This is a genomic window from Pseudomonas sp. SORGH_AS_0199, assembly GCF_031453735.1.
Classification (GTDB): Bacteria; Pseudomonadota; Gammaproteobacteria; order Pseudomonadales; family Pseudomonadaceae; genus Chryseomonas; species Chryseomonas aestiva.
Map to the genome: position 1 here is coordinate 3,444,838 of NZ_JAVJAE010000001.1, position 16,507 is coordinate 3,461,344.

At 66.9% G+C, this 16,507-nt stretch carries 15 protein-coding genes; 12 read left to right on the forward strand and 3 right to left on the reverse strand.

Annotated elements, in window-relative coordinates:
• Positions 1 to 43: 43 nt before the first annotated feature.
• Entirely contained in the window at positions 44 to 1,537 is a 1,494-nt protein-coding gene (locus QE444_RS16195) for an aldehyde dehydrogenase (protein ID WP_309739875.1), read from the reverse strand.
• A gap of 11 nt (positions 1,538 to 1,548) precedes the next feature.
• The gene (locus QE444_RS16200) at positions 1,549 to 2,931 is read right to left on the reverse strand and encodes a glutamine synthetase family protein (protein ID WP_273862153.1); all 1,383 of its coding nucleotides are present in this window, start codon (positions 2,929 to 2,931) and stop codon (positions 1,549 to 1,551) included.
• 203 nt (positions 2,932 to 3,134) lie between these two features.
• Between QE444_RS16200 and QE444_RS16205 the strand changes: the two genes are divergently transcribed.
• Both QE444_RS16205 and QE444_RS16210 read left to right on the forward strand, forming a co-directional pair.
• Complete coding sequence (locus QE444_RS16205; protein ID WP_133860896.1) at positions 3,135 to 4,022, forward strand: LysR family transcriptional regulator; 888 nt, start codon at positions 3,135 to 3,137, stop codon at positions 4,020 to 4,022.
• Positions 4,023 to 4,305: 283 nt separating this feature from the next.
• Positions 4,306 to 4,518: a hypothetical protein gene (locus QE444_RS16210; protein WP_133860897.1), complete on the forward strand. Its 213-nt coding sequence runs from the start codon at positions 4,306 to 4,308 to the stop codon at positions 4,516 to 4,518.
• Between the two features lie 93 nt (positions 4,519 to 4,611).
• On the opposite strand, the gene QE444_RS16215 is transcribed toward QE444_RS16210, so the two are convergent.
• Entirely contained in the window at positions 4,612 to 5,607 is a 996-nt protein-coding gene (locus QE444_RS16215; RefSeq protein WP_309739881.1) for a LacI family DNA-binding transcriptional regulator, read from the reverse strand.
• Positions 5,608 to 5,769: 162 nt separating this feature from the next.
• On the opposite strand from QE444_RS16215, the gene QE444_RS16220 reads away from it, so the two are divergent.
• The 10 genes from QE444_RS16220 (at position 5,770) to QE444_RS16265 (ending at position 16,500) form a co-directional block, all read left to right on the forward strand.
• Positions 5,770 to 6,942, forward strand: a complete 1,173-nt coding sequence (locus tag QE444_RS16220; RefSeq protein WP_309739882.1) for a Gfo/Idh/MocA family oxidoreductase — start codon at positions 5,770 to 5,772, stop codon at positions 6,940 to 6,942.
• 2 nt (positions 6,943 to 6,944) lie between these two features.
• On the forward strand, positions 6,945 to 8,015 hold the full coding sequence (locus tag QE444_RS16225) for a sugar phosphate isomerase/epimerase family protein (protein WP_309739885.1): 1,071 nt from the start codon (positions 6,945 to 6,947) through the stop codon (positions 8,013 to 8,015).
• A gap of 47 nt (positions 8,016 to 8,062) precedes the next feature.
• A complete protein-coding gene (locus tag QE444_RS16230) occupies positions 8,063 to 9,298 on the forward strand; it encodes an MFS transporter (protein ID WP_309739887.1) in 1,236 nt (411 codons plus the stop codon).
• Positions 9,299 to 9,649: 351 nt separating this feature from the next.
• Positions 9,650 to 11,200 (forward strand): ATP-binding cassette domain-containing protein, encoded by a 1,551-nt coding sequence (locus QE444_RS16235; RefSeq protein WP_309739890.1) that lies wholly within the window; start codon positions 9,650 to 9,652, stop codon positions 11,198 to 11,200.
• 36 nt (positions 11,201 to 11,236) lie between these two features.
• Positions 11,237 to 12,223: an ABC transporter permease gene (locus QE444_RS16240; protein ID WP_027602020.1), complete on the forward strand. Its 987-nt coding sequence runs from the start codon at positions 11,237 to 11,239 to the stop codon at positions 12,221 to 12,223.
• Positions 12,224 to 12,253: 30 nt separating this feature from the next.
• The gene (locus tag QE444_RS16245; protein ID WP_133860903.1) at positions 12,254 to 13,198 is read left to right on the forward strand and encodes an ABC transporter substrate-binding protein; all 945 of its coding nucleotides are present in this window, start codon (positions 12,254 to 12,256) and stop codon (positions 13,196 to 13,198) included.
• A 14-nt stretch (positions 13,199 to 13,212) separates the two neighbouring features.
• Positions 13,213 to 14,229 (forward strand): aldo/keto reductase, encoded by a 1,017-nt coding sequence (locus QE444_RS16250; protein WP_309739899.1) that lies wholly within the window; start codon positions 13,213 to 13,215, stop codon positions 14,227 to 14,229.
• 111 nt (positions 14,230 to 14,340) lie between these two features.
• Positions 14,341 to 15,351 carry a zinc-binding alcohol dehydrogenase family protein gene (locus tag QE444_RS16255; RefSeq protein ID WP_309739902.1) on the forward strand — a complete coding sequence of 337 codons (1,011 nt, stop codon included), beginning with the start codon at positions 14,341 to 14,343 and terminating at the stop codon, positions 15,349 to 15,351.
• Positions 15,352 to 15,389: 38 nt separating this feature from the next.
• The gene (locus QE444_RS16260; protein WP_187979547.1) at positions 15,390 to 15,728 is read left to right on the forward strand and encodes an L-rhamnose mutarotase; all 339 of its coding nucleotides are present in this window, start codon (positions 15,390 to 15,392) and stop codon (positions 15,726 to 15,728) included.
• A gap of 64 nt (positions 15,729 to 15,792) precedes the next feature.
• Positions 15,793 to 16,500, forward strand: coding sequence for a FadR/GntR family transcriptional regulator (locus tag QE444_RS16265; protein WP_158897078.1), 708 nt, complete (start codon positions 15,793 to 15,795; stop codon positions 16,498 to 16,500).
• Positions 16,501 to 16,507 lie beyond the last annotated feature (7 nt).

Genomic DNA, 16,507 nt, shown 5'->3' on the forward strand with positions numbered 1-16,507 from the left:
CTGCCTGCGGCTCCGGCGCGAACTCCCGGGCCGCCGCGCCTGTTCAGAGCTTGATCCAGGTCGCCTTGAGTTCGGTGTATTTGTCGAAGGCGTGCAGCGACTTGTCGCGTCCGTTGCCGGATTGCTTGAAGCCACCGAAGGGCGCCGTCATGTCGCCGCCATCATACTGGTTGACCCAGACACTGCCCGCACGCAAGGCGCGGGCCACGCGATGGGCGCGGGAAAGGTCACTGGTCCAGACGGCGGCGGCCAGCCCATAGGGGGTGTCGTTGGCAATGCGCACGGCCTCTTCTTCGTCATCGAAGTCGATCACCGCGAGCACCGGGCCGAAGATCTCTTCCCGGGCGATGCGCATGGCATTGTCCACCCCGTCGAAGATGGTCGGGGTCACGTAGCTGCCGCCGGTTTCGCTCAGGGCCGGCGCGCCGCCGCTCACCAGTCGCGCACCCTCGGCGCGGCCGGCTTCGATGAAGCCCAGCACGGTGCGCAGATGGCCCTCGTCCACCAGGGCGCCGACGCGGGTGTCGGGATTCAGGGCATGACCCGGCGCCCACGCCTGCAGCGCCTCCGCTACCAGTGCCAGGAAGCGCGCCTTAATCGAGCGCTCGACCAGCAGCCGCGACCCGGCGATGCACACCTCGCCCTGATTGAAGGCGATGGCTGCCGCGGCCGCTTCGGCCGCTGCCCTCAGGTCCGGGGCGTCGGCAAAGACGATGTTGGGACTCTTGCCGCCCGCCTCCAGCCAGACGCGCTTCATGTTCGACTCGCCGGCATAGACCAGCAGCTGCTTGGCGATGCGGGTGGAACCGGTAAAGACCAGGGTGTCGACGTCCGGATGCAGCGCCAGCGCCTGGCCGACGGTGTGACCGTAGCCGGGCAGCACGTTGAACACCCCCGCCGGGATGCCGGCCTCCAGCGCCAGGGCGGCGATACGGATGGCGGTCAGCGGCGATTTCTCGGACGGCTTGAGGATCACCGAATTGCCGGTGGCCAGCGCCGGCCCGAGCTTCCAGCAAGCCATCATCAGGGGGAAATTCCAGGGCACGATGGCCGCGACCACGCCTACCGGTTCGCGGGTCACCAGGCCCAGCTGGTCGCGCGGGGTGGGCGCCACCTCGTCATAGACCTTGTCAATGGCCTCGGCGCTCCAGCGCAGGGCGTTGGCTGCCGCCGGCACGTCGATGGCAAGCGAGTCGCTGATCGGCTTGCCCATGTCGAGGGTTTCCAGCAGGGCCAGCTCCTCGGCATGGGCCAGCAGTAGCTCGGCGAAGGCGATCAGCACCCGCTTGCGCTGCGCCGGCGCCTGATGTGCCCAGTCGCCCCGGGCGAAACTCGCCCGGGCGGCTCGTACAGCCAGTTCGGCATCCTCGGCCATGCAACTGGCCACCCGCGCCAGGTGGCGACCATCCACCGGACTCAGGTCGTCGAAGGTCGCACCGCCCAGGGCGGCCTGGTAGCGGCCGTCAATGAAGGCACGGGCTTCGACGGTCAATGCCTGGGTGCGTTGCTCCCAGTCCTGTTGCGTCAGCACGGTCATGATCACGCCTCCTAGACGGTATGCAGATACCAGTTGTATTCGAGATCGGAGATGGTGGTCTCGAACTCCTCCAGCTCGGCCTCCTTGCAGGCGACGAAGATGTCGATGTACTCGGGGCTGATGTACTGATTCATCACCGCGCTGTCGTCCAGCCGGCGCAAGGCATCGCGCAGGTTGTTCGGCAGGCTCTGTTCGAGCTGTTCGTAGGAGTTGCCGCTGACCGGAGCGCAGGGCTCCAGGCCCTGGGTCATGCCGTGATGAATGCCGGCGAGGATCGAGGCCATCATAAGATAGGGATTGGCATCGGCCCCGGCGACGCGGTGTTCGATGCGGATCGCCTCGCTACTGCCAGTGGGCACACGCACCGCCACGGTACGGTTGTCCAGGCCCCAGCTCGGGGCGTTGGGCACATAGAACTGGGCACCGAAGCGGCGGTAGGAATTGACGTTCGGACAGAGGAAGGCCATCGACGCCGGCAGGGTTTCCAGGATGCCGGCGATGGCATGGCGCAGCGGCGCATGGCGCTCGGGATCATCGGTGGCGAAAATATTCTGCCCGGTCTGCTTGTCCAGCAGCGAGATGTGTACGTGCAGACCGTTGCCGGCCTGGCCGGGATAGGGCTTGGCCATGAAGGTGGAATCCATCTCATGGTCGTAGGCGATGTTCTTGATCAGCCGCTTCAGCAGCACCGCATGGTCGCAGGCCTTGATGGCGTCCTCGACGTGATGCAGGTTGACCTCGAATTGCGCCGGCGCGGATTCCTTGACGATGGCATCGGCCGGCAGCCCCTGCTCCTTGGCGCCTTCGAGCATGTCCTGCAGGCAATCCACATACTCGTCCAGGTCATCGATCAGATAGACCTGGGTGGAGACCGGTCGCTTGCCGGAGATCGGCGAGCGCGGCGGCTGCGGCCGGCCGTTCACGTTCTCCTGGTCGATCAGGTAGAACTCCAGTTCGAAGGCGGCGCAGATGGTCAGGCCCAGGTCGTCGAACTTCTTCACCACCCGCCGCAGCACCTCGCGCGGATCGGCGAAGAACGGCGAGCCGTCCTGCTCGTGCATGGTCATCAGCAGTTGCGCGGTCGGGCGCTTCTGCCAGGGCTCATAGCTCAGGGTGCCGGGGATGGGAAAGCAGGTGCGATCGGCATCGCCGATGTGCAGGCCCAGGCCGGTGCTTTCCACCGTGGAGCCGTTGATGTCCAGGGCGAACAGCGAGGCCGGCAGATTGATGCCGCGCTCATAGACCTTGGAGAGACTGGCCCGCTCGACGCGCTTGCCCCGGATGACGCCGTTCATGTCGGTGATCAACAGATCGACGTACTGGATTTCCGGGTGCTCCTTGAGAAAGCCGTTGGCTTCGGTGAGCTGGACGACGCGGGGGGATATCGAATTCATGGGAGGCATCCTTGACGCTGGCCCGCTTGGTTGTGCTTGCTCGTGCGGGTCTGGCAGCGTGGCTGTGGGCGGTGGTTGCTGCAGGCGCCGACCCTCTTTGCCAAGGTCCGCCCTTCCACCTGATTGCCCTCGACGGGCTGGGCCAGTATAAATTGGCATGAGCGCAACCCATATCGGCGAATCGGCAAAGGAAGAATGCACGGATGCAATATCAGATAGGCCATGCCGATCTCAAGCTGATCCTCGCCCTGGTGCGCGGCCGGACCCTGGCCAGGGCTGCCGAGCAGCTGCAGGTGGACGTCTCCACGGTCTTTCGCGCCATCCGCAAGCTCGAAGCCAATCTGCAGGTGGCGCTGTTCGACAAGACCCGCCGCGGCTATACCCCGACCCAGAGCGCCAAGGCCCTCGCCGAACAGGCCGAGCGCGCCGAACAGGCGCTGGAGGCGGCACGCATCGCCCTCACCCAGGGCGAGAACGTCATCAGCGGCACGGTCCGCCTGACCTGCACCGATGCCGTGCTGCGCAGCCTGCTCCTGCCGGGGCTCGCCGAGCTCATGCCGCGCTATCCGGCGGTCGCCCTGGAAGTCGCCACCTCCAACACCTTCGCCAGCCTGAGCCGGCGGGATGCGGACATCGCCCTGCGCCTGTCCAACGCCCCGCCGGAACACCTGATCGGCCGGCGGCTCGGTCGCAGCTCCTACTTCGTCTGCGGTCACGAGCGCTATCGCGCCGGTTACGGCCAGCTGGCCACCGAACTGCCCTGGATCGCCCCGGATGATTCCCTGGCCGATCACGTCTCGGTCACCTGGCTGCGCCAGGCCTACCCCAGCCTCACTCCGCGCTATCGCTGCAGCAGCATGTCCTCGGTCGGCAGCCTGGTCGGCGCCGGTCTCGGGGTGGCCGCCCTCCCCGACTTCATGATCAGCAGTCTGGACGGCGTCGAACGCCTGGGTCCGGCGCTGCCCGGTTGCGATACCGATATCTGGCTGCTGACCCGCCCGGACAATCTGTCGCTGCGCTCGGTGCAGATCCTCTTCGATGAGCTGGCGAATCTGTTGAAAGCCCGGATAGCGGATGTTTGCCAGGCCTGACGCGAAGCGCTGGTTCGTCGATCGAAGAAGTCCTGCCCCTGAACCCTTCACCGTCTGGGTGCTATCAACGTCGAGCCTGGCTTGGGGTTTCGCCGAATCATTCACGATGGTTCCGCAGAAAGGGTGACTAGCACCCACCACCCTGTTCGCTGGCTATCCGCGGTGCTGCGTCAACCCCTGGAAGCAGCATTCTGACGCACGTCGTCGGCGACGAACCACCTCAACAAACCCGCTTGCCAGACGATATCGAGGGTCATGGTGGTCAGTTAACACGGAGACAAGGATGAGCAACCGCCTCGCCATACCCGACAATCCCGACCGCGATTGCCTGTTGAACATTCACCGGTTGCTGACGCGGAGAATCGATCAGCTCCGCGAAGTGGATATGGGCAGCCCGGAATTGCAGGACATCCTCTTTCAATTTGAAGCCCTGACGGCAGAAACCATCCAGCTGGTCGAGGAAGTCGCCGTAAGACTGGCGACCGAGCCGCATTAGCGGGCAGCGGCCGCAGTGTTCCAGGGCGACGAACTGTCCGGCGCGATCCCGGACAACCCGAGCGACGATAGCCGGCTCTGCCGCGCCCGAGTGTCAGCGGCCGCGGCAGACCCCGGTACTCCCCCGCACCACCAGTTCGAAGGGCAGCACCACCTCCCGGGTGGTGGGCGCCGCGCCGCTGAGGATCTCCAGCAGCAGGGCGACGGCACGCTGGCCGAAGGCCTCCGCCGGTTGGGCGATGGTGGTCAGCGGGGGATCGCTGTAGGCGGCGAAGGCGATGTCGTCGAAGCCCGCCAGCGACAGGTCCTCGGGCACTCGCAGGCCCGCGCCGCGAAGGCTTTGCAGGGCGCCGATCGCCATCTCGTCGCTGCAGCAGAACAGCGCGGTGGGCCGCTCCGGTAGCGCCAGCAGCGTCCTGGTCGCGGCGGCGCCGGCGGCCAGGGTGAAATCGCCCGGGTGCAGCAGATCCGGGTCCGGCGGGATGCCGGCCCGGGTGAGCGCCTCCTGGTAACCGGCCAGGCGCTCCAGGGTCAGCGGGCTGTCTTCCGGCCCCTTGATCAGGGCGATGCGTCTGTGACCGAGCGCCAGCAGGTGCTCGGTCAGGCTGCGGGCGGCGGCGCGATTGTCCAGCCGCACCTTGGGCCAGGTGTGCTCGGCGAGCACCTCGCAGGCATTCACCACCGGCGGTGCGTCAGGGTCACCGGCGAAGGGATCGAAGGCGCGCAACTGGATCACCCCATCCGCCTGCCTCGCATAGACCAGTTCGGCGTACTCGCGCTCGCGGGCCTCGTCCCCCGCGGTATCGCACAGCAGCACCCGGTACCCCGCCGCCTGGGCCGCCTGCTGGATCCCGGCGATAACGCGGGCGAAGAAGCTGTTGGCGATCAGCGGCACCAGCACCACCAGGTTGCCAGTGCGGCGCGAGCGAAACTGCACCGCCATCCCGTTGGGCCGGTAGTTGGCCGCGGTCACGGCGGCCTGCACCCGTTCGCGGGTCGCTGGCGCCACCACCTCGGGATTCTTCAGGGTGCGCGACACGGTAGCGACCGATACCCCGGCCAGTTCGGCGACCCGGCGGATGTTGGACATGCGGCCTCGGTGAGCGTGGGAAAGGTTGTCACTGTGCGCAAAGCCCTGCGTGCGGGCAAGCCGTACGTCCGCCGGGCGCTTGACTAACGACCGCCACGGGCTCCAAATAACCGCAGATGTAACCGGTTACACTCAACACAACAATAAACCGAGGGTAAGAGGATGCAGGCGGAAACCGGCGGCAAGGTCCGCTACGGCATGATCGGGGGCGGCCAGGGCGCCTTCATCGGCGCGGCCCACCGGTGCGCAGCCGCCCTGGATGGCGCGCTCGAACTGGTCTGCGGCACCTTCAGTCGTGATCCCGCCAACAACGGCGCGACTGGACGGGAACTCGGTCTGGCGCCCGCGCGGGTCCATGCCTCCTGGCAGACCCTGCTGGCCGATGAAGCCCGGCTACCCCCCGAGCAGCGGGTCGAGTTGCTGGTGATCGTCACGCCCAACGACCTCCATGTGCCCATCGCCCAGGCAGCCCTGACCGCCGGCTTCCACGTCTTCTCGGAAAAACCCGCAGGCATCTCGCTGGCCGAGGTACAGCGCCTGGCGGACACGCTGGCCGCCCTGCCCCTGCCCCTGCGCTACGCCCTGGCCCACAGCTACCTCGGCTATCCGCTGGTATGGGAGGCCCGCGAGCGGGTCGCCCGCGGAGAGCTGGGCGCCCTGCGCAAGATCCATGTGGAATACCCCCAGGGCTGGCTCGCCCAGGACCTGGCCGCCACCGGCAATCGGCAGGCGGCCTGGCGCGACGATCCGGCCGCCTCCGGCCCGGGCGGTTGCCTGGGCGACATCGGCACCCATGCCTTCAGCCTCGCCGAATTCATCGGCGGCCAGCCCATCACCCGTCTCAGTGCCCAGCTGCGCAGCCACCTGCCCGGTCGGCGGCTGGACGACGATGTCATGGTGCTGTTCGAAACCGCCGCGGGCGCCAGCGGCAGCCTGTTGGCCAGTCAGGTCTGCATCGGCGAGGAAAATGGCCTGCGCATCCGCCTCTACGGTGAGCGCGGCAGTCTGGAATGGCGGCAGCAGGAACCCAACAGCCTGCTGCAGCGCAGCCTCGACCAACCGCCGCAGGACCTGCGCGCCGGCCTCGGTCTGCCCTGGCTGAGTGCCGGCACCCAGCAGCGCCTGCGCCTGCCCGCCGGGCACCCGGAGGGCTATCTCGAAGCCCTGGCCAATCTCTATCGCCAGCTGGCCGCGGCCATTCGCGATCCCGCCGATCCCGCGGCAGGCCTGCCTGGCATCCATACGGGCTGGCGCGGGCTGGCCTTTATCGAAACCGCCCTGGCCAGCCATCGGCGCCAGGGCGCCTGGACCCCCTTACCGACCCCAGGAGCCTGAACATGGCCGCCAACGCTCGTCCCGGCCTCAAGGGCCCGGCGATCTTTCTCGCCCAGTTTCTCGATGACCAGCCGCCTTTCGACACCCTGCCCAACCTGGCGCGCTGGGCGGCGGACCTCGGCTACCGGGGCATCCAGCTGCCGACGCTGGGGCCCCAGTGCCCGAATCTGGAGCGCGCCGCCGCCAGCCAGGACTACTGCGACGAACTGCTCGGCCAGTGCGCCGCCGCCGGAGTGGCCATCAGCGAACTCTCCACCCACCTGCAGGGACAACTGGTAGCCGTGCATCCAGCCTTCGGCGAGGCCTTCGACGCCTTTGCCCCGCCGGCACTGCGCGGCCGCCCGGAAGAGCGCCAGGCCTGGGCGGTCAAGCAGCTCAAGCTGGCCGCCAAGGCCAGCCGCCGCCTCGGTCTCAAGGCGGTGGCGAGCTTTTCCGGCGCCCTGCTCTGGCCCTATGTCTATCCCTGGCCGCAGCGTCCGGCGGGCCTGGTGGACGAAGGCTTCGCCGAGCTGGCCCGTCGCTGGCGCCCCATCCTCGACGTCTACGGCGAAGAAGGCATCGACCTCTGCTTCGAATTGCATCCCGGCGAGGACCTGCACGATGGCGCCACCTTCGAGCGCTTCCTGGCGGCGGTCGACGACCATCCCCGGGCGCGGATCCTCTATGACCCCAGCCATTTCGTCCTGCAGCAGCTGGACTACCTGGGCTTCATCGACCGCTATCACGCACGCATCGGCATGTTCCACGTCAAGGACGCGGAATTCCGTCCCGATGCGCGCAGCGGCGTCTATGGCGGCTACCAGGACTGGGCCGAGCGGCCGGGGCGCTTCCGCTCCCTGGGCGACGGCCAGGTCGATTTCGGCGCCATCTTCAGCAAGCTCACCCAGTACGGCTTCGACGGCTGGGCGGTGCTGGAATGGGAGTGCTGCCTCAAGGACGCGGCCCAGGGCGCGGCCGAAGGAGCGCCCTTCATCCAGCGTCACCTGATCCAGCCGGCCACCCGCGCCTTCGACGACTTCGCCGGCAGCGAGGCCGATCCGGCGCGCAATCGGCGAATGCTCGGCCTGGAGTAAGGACCCCCTCGTTTTTTCGTCACATAACCCACAACAAGGAAACGACGATGAACGCACTTTCGCTACGCCTGAGCACCCTGATGTTCCTGCAGTTCTTCATCTGGGGCAGCTGGTTCGTCACCCTGGCGACCTTTCTCGGCAACACCCTGGGCGCCAATGGCGGCCAGATCGGCCAGGCCTTCGCCACCCAGTCCTGGGGCGCGATCCTGGCGCCCTTCGTGATCGGCCTGATCGCCGATCGCTACTTCAACGCCGAGCGCATCCTCGGCCTGCTGCACCTGGCCGGTGCGGTGCTGCTCTACCAGCTCTATGCGGCGGCCGATTTCACCACCTTCTATCCGCTGGTGCTGGCCTACATGCTCTGCTACATGCCGACCCTGGCGCTGGCCAATTCCGTGGCCTTCCGCCACCTAGCCGATCCGGCCCGGCAATTCGCCAGGATCCGCGTCTGGGGCACCCTGGGCTGGATCGCCGCCGGCCTGGCGATCAGCTTCGTCTTCGCCTGGGACAGCCGCAGCGGCATCGCCGCCGGCGCCCTGCGCAACACCTTCCTGCTCGGCGCCGCGGCCTCCCTCCTCCTCGGTTTCTACAGCTTCAGCCTGCCGCGCACCGCGCCGCTGCCGGCCACCCGCGGCGGACTGGGCGCGATGCTCGGCCTGGACGCCCTGCGCCTGCTCAAGGACCGCAGCTTCGCGGTGTTCTTTGCCGCCTCGGTGCTGATCTGCATTCCGCTGGCCTTCTACTACCAGAACGCCAACCTCTTTCTCGCCGAACTGGGGGTGGCCAATCCCACCGGGATGATGACCCTCGGCCAGGTGTCCGAGGTGGGCTTCATGCTGCTCCTGCCGCTGTTCATCCGCCGCTTCGGCCTCAAGCGCACCCTGCTGGTGGGGATGCTGGCCTGGGCGGTGCGCTATGGCTGCTTCGCCCTGGGTGCCCAGGGTGACGCCCTCGCCTACCTGCTGCTGGGCATCGCCCTGCATGGGGTCTGCTACGACTTCTTCTTCGTCTCCGGGCAGATCTATACCGACGCCAAGGCGGGCGCAGCAGACAAGAGTGCGGCCCAGGGCCTGATCACCCTGGCCACCTACGGCGTGGGCATGCTGGTCGGCTTCCGGGTGGCCGGGATGGTCTCGGATCACTATGCCAGCGCCGCCGGCCATGACTGGCAGGGCATCTGGCTGTTCCCGGCGGTGTTCTCCCTGGGCGTGCTGCTGGCCTTTCTGGTCAGCTTCCGCGACGCCCGCCCGGCGCGTGCCGGCGCGGCTGCGCCCGTGCGCTAGGACCTCTCGGTCGGTGGCCCGGCCTGAATAGCGTCGGGCCACCCAAAGCGCCTTTCCCCAGATACTTCAGATGGACCCATGGACCAGACGTTGCGCCTGTTGGTCTGCCCTTTCCGTTTCCCTCCCGCACCAGTCTGTCCACCAAGCCACGCCCTGCTGAACGCCTGGTCCGTCCGTCACCCATCACCGACCTTGCGCACTGACGTCTTCACCAACCCGTTCGGATATCTGGCAAGACCAATTCTAAAAAATCAAATTGGTCTTGCCAGATATCCGAACGGGGGTGTAGCTTTCCCTGCCATGGATCTCACATAGGGCAATGACCCTAGAACAACAAAAAGAGAGAGCACCATGCTGGATACCCCATCGCCCCGCGGCGAAGGTGGCGGCCCCGTACCGGCCGCGCCCGCGCCCTGCCTGACGCTCGAAAACATTTCCAAGCGCTTTCCCGGCGTCGTGGCCCTCGACGACGTCAGCCTCAGCCTCTACCCGGGTGAAGTCCACGCCATCTGCGGCGAGAACGGTGCCGGCAAGTCCACCCTGATGAAGATCGTCAGCGGCCAGCAGCCGCCGGACGAGGGGCGGATCCGCTACCTCGGCGAAGAGCGGCACTTCAAATCCGTGTCGGAAGCCGAGCATGTCGGCATCGCCATCATTCACCAGGAACTCAATCTGGTGCCCCACCTCACGGTGGCGGAAAACATCTTCCTGGCCCGCGAGCCGGCGCGCTTCGGCCTGATCGACAGACGCAAGATGCAGGCGGACACCGAAGCCTGCCTGGCGCGCCTGGGCGTGGCCATCAGCCCCCGCGCCCCGGTGGCCAAGCTGTCGGTGGCCCAGCAGCAGATGGTGGAGATCGCCAAGGCGCTGTCGCTGGACGCCCGGGTGCTCATCCTCGACGAACCGACCTCCTCGCTGACCGAAAGCGAGACCCAGGCGCTGTTCAAGGTCATCCAGGACCTCAAGGCGCGTGGCGTCGGCATGCTCTACATCTCCCACCGGCTGGACGAGATGCGCCACATCGTCGACCGGGTGACCATCCTGCGCGACGGTCGCTACGTCTCCACCCAACGCTTTGCCGACACCAGTGTCGACGCCATAGTGGCGGGCATGGTCGGGCGCTCCCTCGACGAGAAATTTCCGCCGCGCATCTCGGTGCCCACCGGCGAGGTGCTGCTGCGGGCGCAAGGCCTGAGCCGCAAGGGCGTCTTCCAGGACATCAGCTTCGAATTGCGCCGCGGCGAGATCCTCGGCTTCGCCGGCCTCATGGGCGCCGGGCGCACCGAGATCGCCCGGGCGATCTTTGGCGCCGATCGGCTGGATGCCGGCGAGGTGGAGATCAACGGCCGCGCGGTCACTATCCGCAGTCCGCGCGACGGCATCGACCAGGGCATCGCCTACCTGTCCGAAGACCGCAAGAAGGACGGCCTGGCGGTCAAGATGACCCTGGCGCACAACCTGACCCTGGCCAATCTGGATGCCCTCTGCGGGCCGCTGGGCTTCATCCGCTTCAAAGAGGAGGCGCGGGTCGCCCAGGACTACGTGCGGCGGCTGGACATCCGCACGCCCTCGATCGACAAGGTCACCCGCTACCTCTCGGGCGGCAACCAGCAAAAGATCATCATCGGCAAATGGCTGTTCCGGGACGCCCGGATCATGTTCTTCGACGAGCCCACCCGGGGCATCGACGTCGGCGCCAAGTACGCCATCTACGAAATGATGGACCAGCTGGCGGCCCAGGGCATCGGCGTCGTCCTGATCAGTTCGGAGCTGCCGGAATTGCTCGGCATGAGCGATCGGATCCTGGTCTTTCACGAAGGTCGCCTGACCGGTGACGTCGAGACCCGGGCCACCTCCCAGGACCAGATCATGCACTACGCCTCCGGCTGCACGTCGCACTGACGGCAGCTCGCCACGCGTGTCGAGCGAGACAGAGAAATGACCGAAAAACAAAAAGAATTTCTGCAGAAGTTTGGCGCCCTGGTCAGCCTGCTGGCCCTGATCGCGGTGTTTTCCTCCATGAGCAGTGCCTTCCTCACCATGGGCAACGGCATGAGCGTGGCTTTGCAGGTCACCTCCATCGCCTTTCTCGGCCTCGGTGCGACGGCGGTGATCATCACCGGCGGCATCGACCTCTCGGTGGGCTCGGTGCTGGCCCTGGCCGGCGTGGCCAACGCCATGGCGGTCAAGGCCGGCGCGTCCATCGAGGTGGGCATCCTGGTCGGGCTGATCGTCGGCGGGATCTGCGGCGCGATCAACGGCCTGTTCGTGACCCTGGTCAAGCTGCCGCCCTTCATCGCCACCCTGGGCATGATGCTGGTGGCCCGCGGCCTGGCGCTGCGACTGACCGATGCCCAGCCCATCTCCGGCCTCGGTGCCGCGTTCGGCGTGCTCGGCAACGGCACCCTGGGCCGCATCGAGCGCATCGGCGACGACGGCTTTCCCAACGTGATCTTTCCGGGCATCCCCTACCCGGTGATCATCATGATCGTCCTGGCCATCGCCCTGTGGCTGGTGCTCAGCCGCACCCGCCTGGGCCGCCACATCTATGCCGTGGGCTCGAACGCCGAAGCGGCCAGGCTCTCCGGGGTCAAGGTGCGCGCGGTCACCCTCTTCACCTATGTGCTGTCCGGCGTGCTGGCCGGCCTGACCGGCGCGGTGCTGATGTCGCGCCTGGTCACCGCCCAGCCGAACGAAGGGGTAATGTACGAACTGGACGCCATCGCCAGCGCGGTGATCGGCGGCACCTCGCTCTCCGGTGGCATCGGCAGCGTGTCGGGCACCCTGATCGGCGCCTTCACCATCGGCGTGCTGCGCAACGGCCTCAACATGCTCGGCGTCTCCAGCTTCACCCAGCAGATCATCATCGGCCTGGTGATCCTGCTGACCGTCTGTATCGACCAGCTCCGCAACCGCAAGAAGTGAACCCTCGATAACAACAACAAGGAACGACCGATGAAAAACTTCAAGAAAGTGGTCCTGGGTGTCGCCCTCTCCGCCGCGACCTCCCTGGCGCTGGCCGGTAACGGCGAGATCGCCGTCATCGTCAAGAGTGCCAACTCCAACTACTGGCAGAACGTGCAGAAGGGCGTGCAGGAGACGGCCAAGCAACACACCAGCTACAAGGTCACCTTCCAGGGACCGGCCTCGGAATCGGCGATCGCCGACGAGGTGAACATGGTGGTCAATGCCGTCAACCGCGGCGTCTCGGGCATCGTGCTGGCGCCGTCCGACCCGGACGCCCTGGTGCCGGCCATCAAGCAGGCCTGGGAAGCCCATATCCCGGTGGTGCTGATCGACTCCTCGGTCGCGGAAAGCGGCGCGCCCTACTACCAGTCCTTTCTCTCCACCGACAACAACAAGGCCGGCGAGCTGTCCGCCCAGCGCATGATCGAGAAGGTCGGCAAGACCGGCAAGATCGCCATCATGTCCTATGTGCCGGGCACCGGCTCGGAAACGGGCCGGGTCGGCGGCTTCCGCAAATACCTGGAGCAGCATTCGCAGCTGACCGTGGTGGGCCCCTTCTATTCCCAGTCGCAGATGGCCAACGCCCTCAACCAGACCACCGACGTCCTGGCCTCCAATCCTGACCTCAAGGGCATCTACGGCGCCAACGAACCCACCGCGGTCGGCATGGCGCGGGCCATCGCCCAGTCCGGCAAGGCCGGCAAGCTGCAGGCCATCGGCTTCGACGGCAACGAAGATCTGCAGGGCTTCGTGCGCGACGGCACCCTGGACGCCATCGTGGTGCAGAGTTCCTATCGCATGGGCCTGGAATCGGTCGCCACGGTGATCAAGGTCATCGAGAAGCAGAAGGTACCCAAGTTCATCGACACCGGCGTCCTGCTCATCGACAAGGCCAACCTGGACAGCCCTGACGCACGCAACGTGCTCTATTGAGCGGAGGCCTGGCGATGAATCTCTCCGAACGGCGTCCCCTGGCGAAAAGCCCGCTGGCCCTGCCGGTGCTCGGACTCGGCTGCTCCCAGCTGGGCGGACTGTACCGGGACATGCCCCTGCAGCAGGCCGTCGACACCCTGGCCGGCGCCTGGCGGCAGGGCATCCGCTATTTCGATACGGCGCCCTTCTATGGCTATGGCCGCTCGGAGCATCGCCTCGGGGCCTTTCTCGACGAATTGCCGCGGGATGAAGTCGTGCTCAGCAGCAAGGTGGGCCGGCTGCTCGCGCCCAACGGCAGCGAGCGCGCCAACGACGACGGCTGGGCCCGGCCACTGCCCTTCAAGCCGGTCTACGACTACAGCTACGACGCCATCCTCAGGTCCCATGAAGACAGCCTGCAGCGACTGGGGCTGGCGCGGATCGACATCCTCTATGTGCACGACATCGGCCGCCGCACCCATGGCGAGCGGCATGACCGGCACTGGCAGGCGCTGACCCGCGGCGGCGGTTTCCGCGCGCTGGAGGAGTTGCGCAGCGGAGGCCAGATCCAGGCCATCGGCCTGGGCGTCAACGAATGGGAGGTCGTGGTCGACAGCCTCGACGAGTGCCCGCTGGACTGCACCCTGCTGGCCGGTCGCTACACCCTGCTGGAGCAGGAGAGCCTGAGACCCCTGCTCGATCGCTGCCTGGCCCAGGGCCACGCCATCGTCGCCGGCGGGGTGTTCAACTCCGGGATCCTAGCCGGTGGCCAGCACTTCGACTATGGCGCCGCGCCGCCAGCGGTGGTGGCCAAGGTGCGGGCCCTGCAGGCTGTCTGCGCCGATTTCGCGATCCCGCTGGCCGCCGCGGCCCTGCAATTTCCCCTGGCGCATCCGGCGGTCGCCTCCGCGGTCATCGGCGCGCGCAGCGCCGAGCAGGTGGCCAGCAACCTGGCCTGGCTGCAGACGCCTATTCCGGCGGAATTCTGGAGCACCCTCAAGCAGCGCGGCCTGCTGGACGCCGATGCCCCCGTGGCAGGAGCCCCGGCATGAAATTGCACAGCCCTTGCCGCCCCGCTCCCGGGCGCCGGACGCTGGCTGCCATTCCCGGCGCGCGCCGCACCATGAATCCAATGTGCATCCCGAGCGATGCGGAGTCTTCCTATGCTGACCGTCATCTGTGAAAAACCCGGCCTGCTGGTCTCCCGCGATACCCCCAAGCCCGCCCGTGGCGCAGGCGAAACCCTGATCCGTATCCGCCGGGTCGGCGTCTGCGGGACCGACCTGCACATCTACGAAGGCAACCAGCCCTATCTGGAATACCCACGGGTGATGGGCCACGAGATTTCCGGCGTCGTCGAGGAAACCGACGACAGCGGGCGCCTGCAGGCGGGGGACATCGTCTACGTGGTGCCCTATCTGTCCTGTGGCCAGTGCATCGCCTGCCGCCAGGGCAAGACCAACTGCTGCACCAAAATCGCGGTCCTGGGCGTGCATCGCGACGGCGCCCTGACCGAATACCTCAGTCTGCCCGACCGCTTCGTCTTCAAGGCCGAAGGCCTCACCCTCGACCAGGCGGCCATGGTGGAATTTCTCGCCATCGGCGCCCATGCCGTGCGCCGTTCGGGCCTGGGCCAGGCACAGCGCGTGCTGGTGGTGGGCGCCGGGCCCATCGGTATGGCGGCGGCGATCTTCGCCGGTATCGCCGGGGCCCAGGTCACCGTCCTGGACACCCGCAGCGATCGCCTGGAATTCTGTCGCCAGCACCTGCAGGTCGCGGCCACGGTCACCGTCGGTGACAGCGACAAGGACGAACTGGCGCGGCTGACCGATGGCGACTTCTTCGACGTGGTGTTCGACGCCACCGGCAACGCCCGCGCGATCGAGCGGGGTTTCGAATTCGTCGCCCATGCCGGCAGCTATGTGCTGATCTCGGTGGTCAAGGATCACATCCGCTTCGCCGATCCCGAGTTCCACAAGCGCGAGACCACCCTGCTGGGCAGTCGCAACGCCACCGCCGAGGATTTTCAGCACGTCGAGCGCTGCCTGCGCGAGGGCCTGATCCCGGACGCGGCACTCAATACCCACCGCCTGCAACTGGCCGAGCTGCCCAACCGTTTCGCCGAGCTGCTGGACCCGGCCCGGGGCGTCGTCAAAGCCATCGTCGAAATCTGAACGGTCTGATCGGCCGCCACCGGCCGAGGAGCAAGAACATGACACGCTACTGTCTGCTGCTGGACCTGCGGGACGACCCCGCGCTCATCGCCGAATACGAACGCCAGCACGCGGCGGTCTGGCCCGAGGTCATCGCCCACCTGCGCGAAGCCGGCGTCGCCAACATGACCATCTGGCGCCTCGGCTGTCGGCTGACCATGCTGCTCGAAGCCGGGCCGGGCTTCTCCTTCGACCGCCTGCACCAGCTGGAACAGCGCAATCCCAGAATCCAGGAATGGGAAACCCTGATGGCGCGCTATCAGCTGTCCTCGCCCGAGGCGGGATCGGAGAAATGGCAGCTGGCGACCCCGCTGTTCGAGCTGGCCGCCCTGCCCTGAGCCGCTGGCGCCGAACCGGGTAGCCCATGAGATACTGAAGCCCTTGAAGATGCAGGTTTCATCGATGACGCTGCCCACTGCCACCACCGAAAGAAAGCTCTACCAGAAGATCGCGGATCGCCTGCGCCAGCATATCCGCGAGGGCGCCATCGAAGCCGGTACCCGCCTGCCGCCGGAGCGCGACCTGGCGCTGTTGCTGGGCGTCTCCCGGCCGTCGCTGCGCGAAGCCCTGATCGCCCTGGAAATCGAAGGCAGCATCGAGGTCCGCCAGGGCTCCGGGATCTATGTGAACGCCGCGCTGCTGAACAATGGCGCCCGGACCTCCACCCTTGGCGAAAGTCCTTCGGAGTTGATGCACGCCCGGGCCATGATCGAGGGCGCGACCATCGTGCTGGCCTGTTCCCTGGGTGGCAAGGCCGATTACCGCTACCTGGCGAAGTGCATCCAGAACATGAGCGACAAGATCGCCCAGGGGCTTTCGCCCATGGAGGACGATCGCAAGTTCCACTGCCGCCTGGCCAGGATGAGCGGCAACTCCACCCTGGTGCGCATCATCACCTCGCTGTTCGACGAGCGTCACAGCCCCCTCTCCACCCACGTCGCCGAGCAGACCGAAAGCCAGAAGACCTGGGGCGTCGCCGTGGCCGAACACGAAGCCATCCTGCGTGCGGTGGAAGCCCGCGACCTGATCGGTGCCCAGACAGCCATGCGCCACCACCTGCTCTGTTCGGAAGCGCGCTGGCTCGAGGGCTTCGCCTCCAGCGAGGATTGAGGACCGT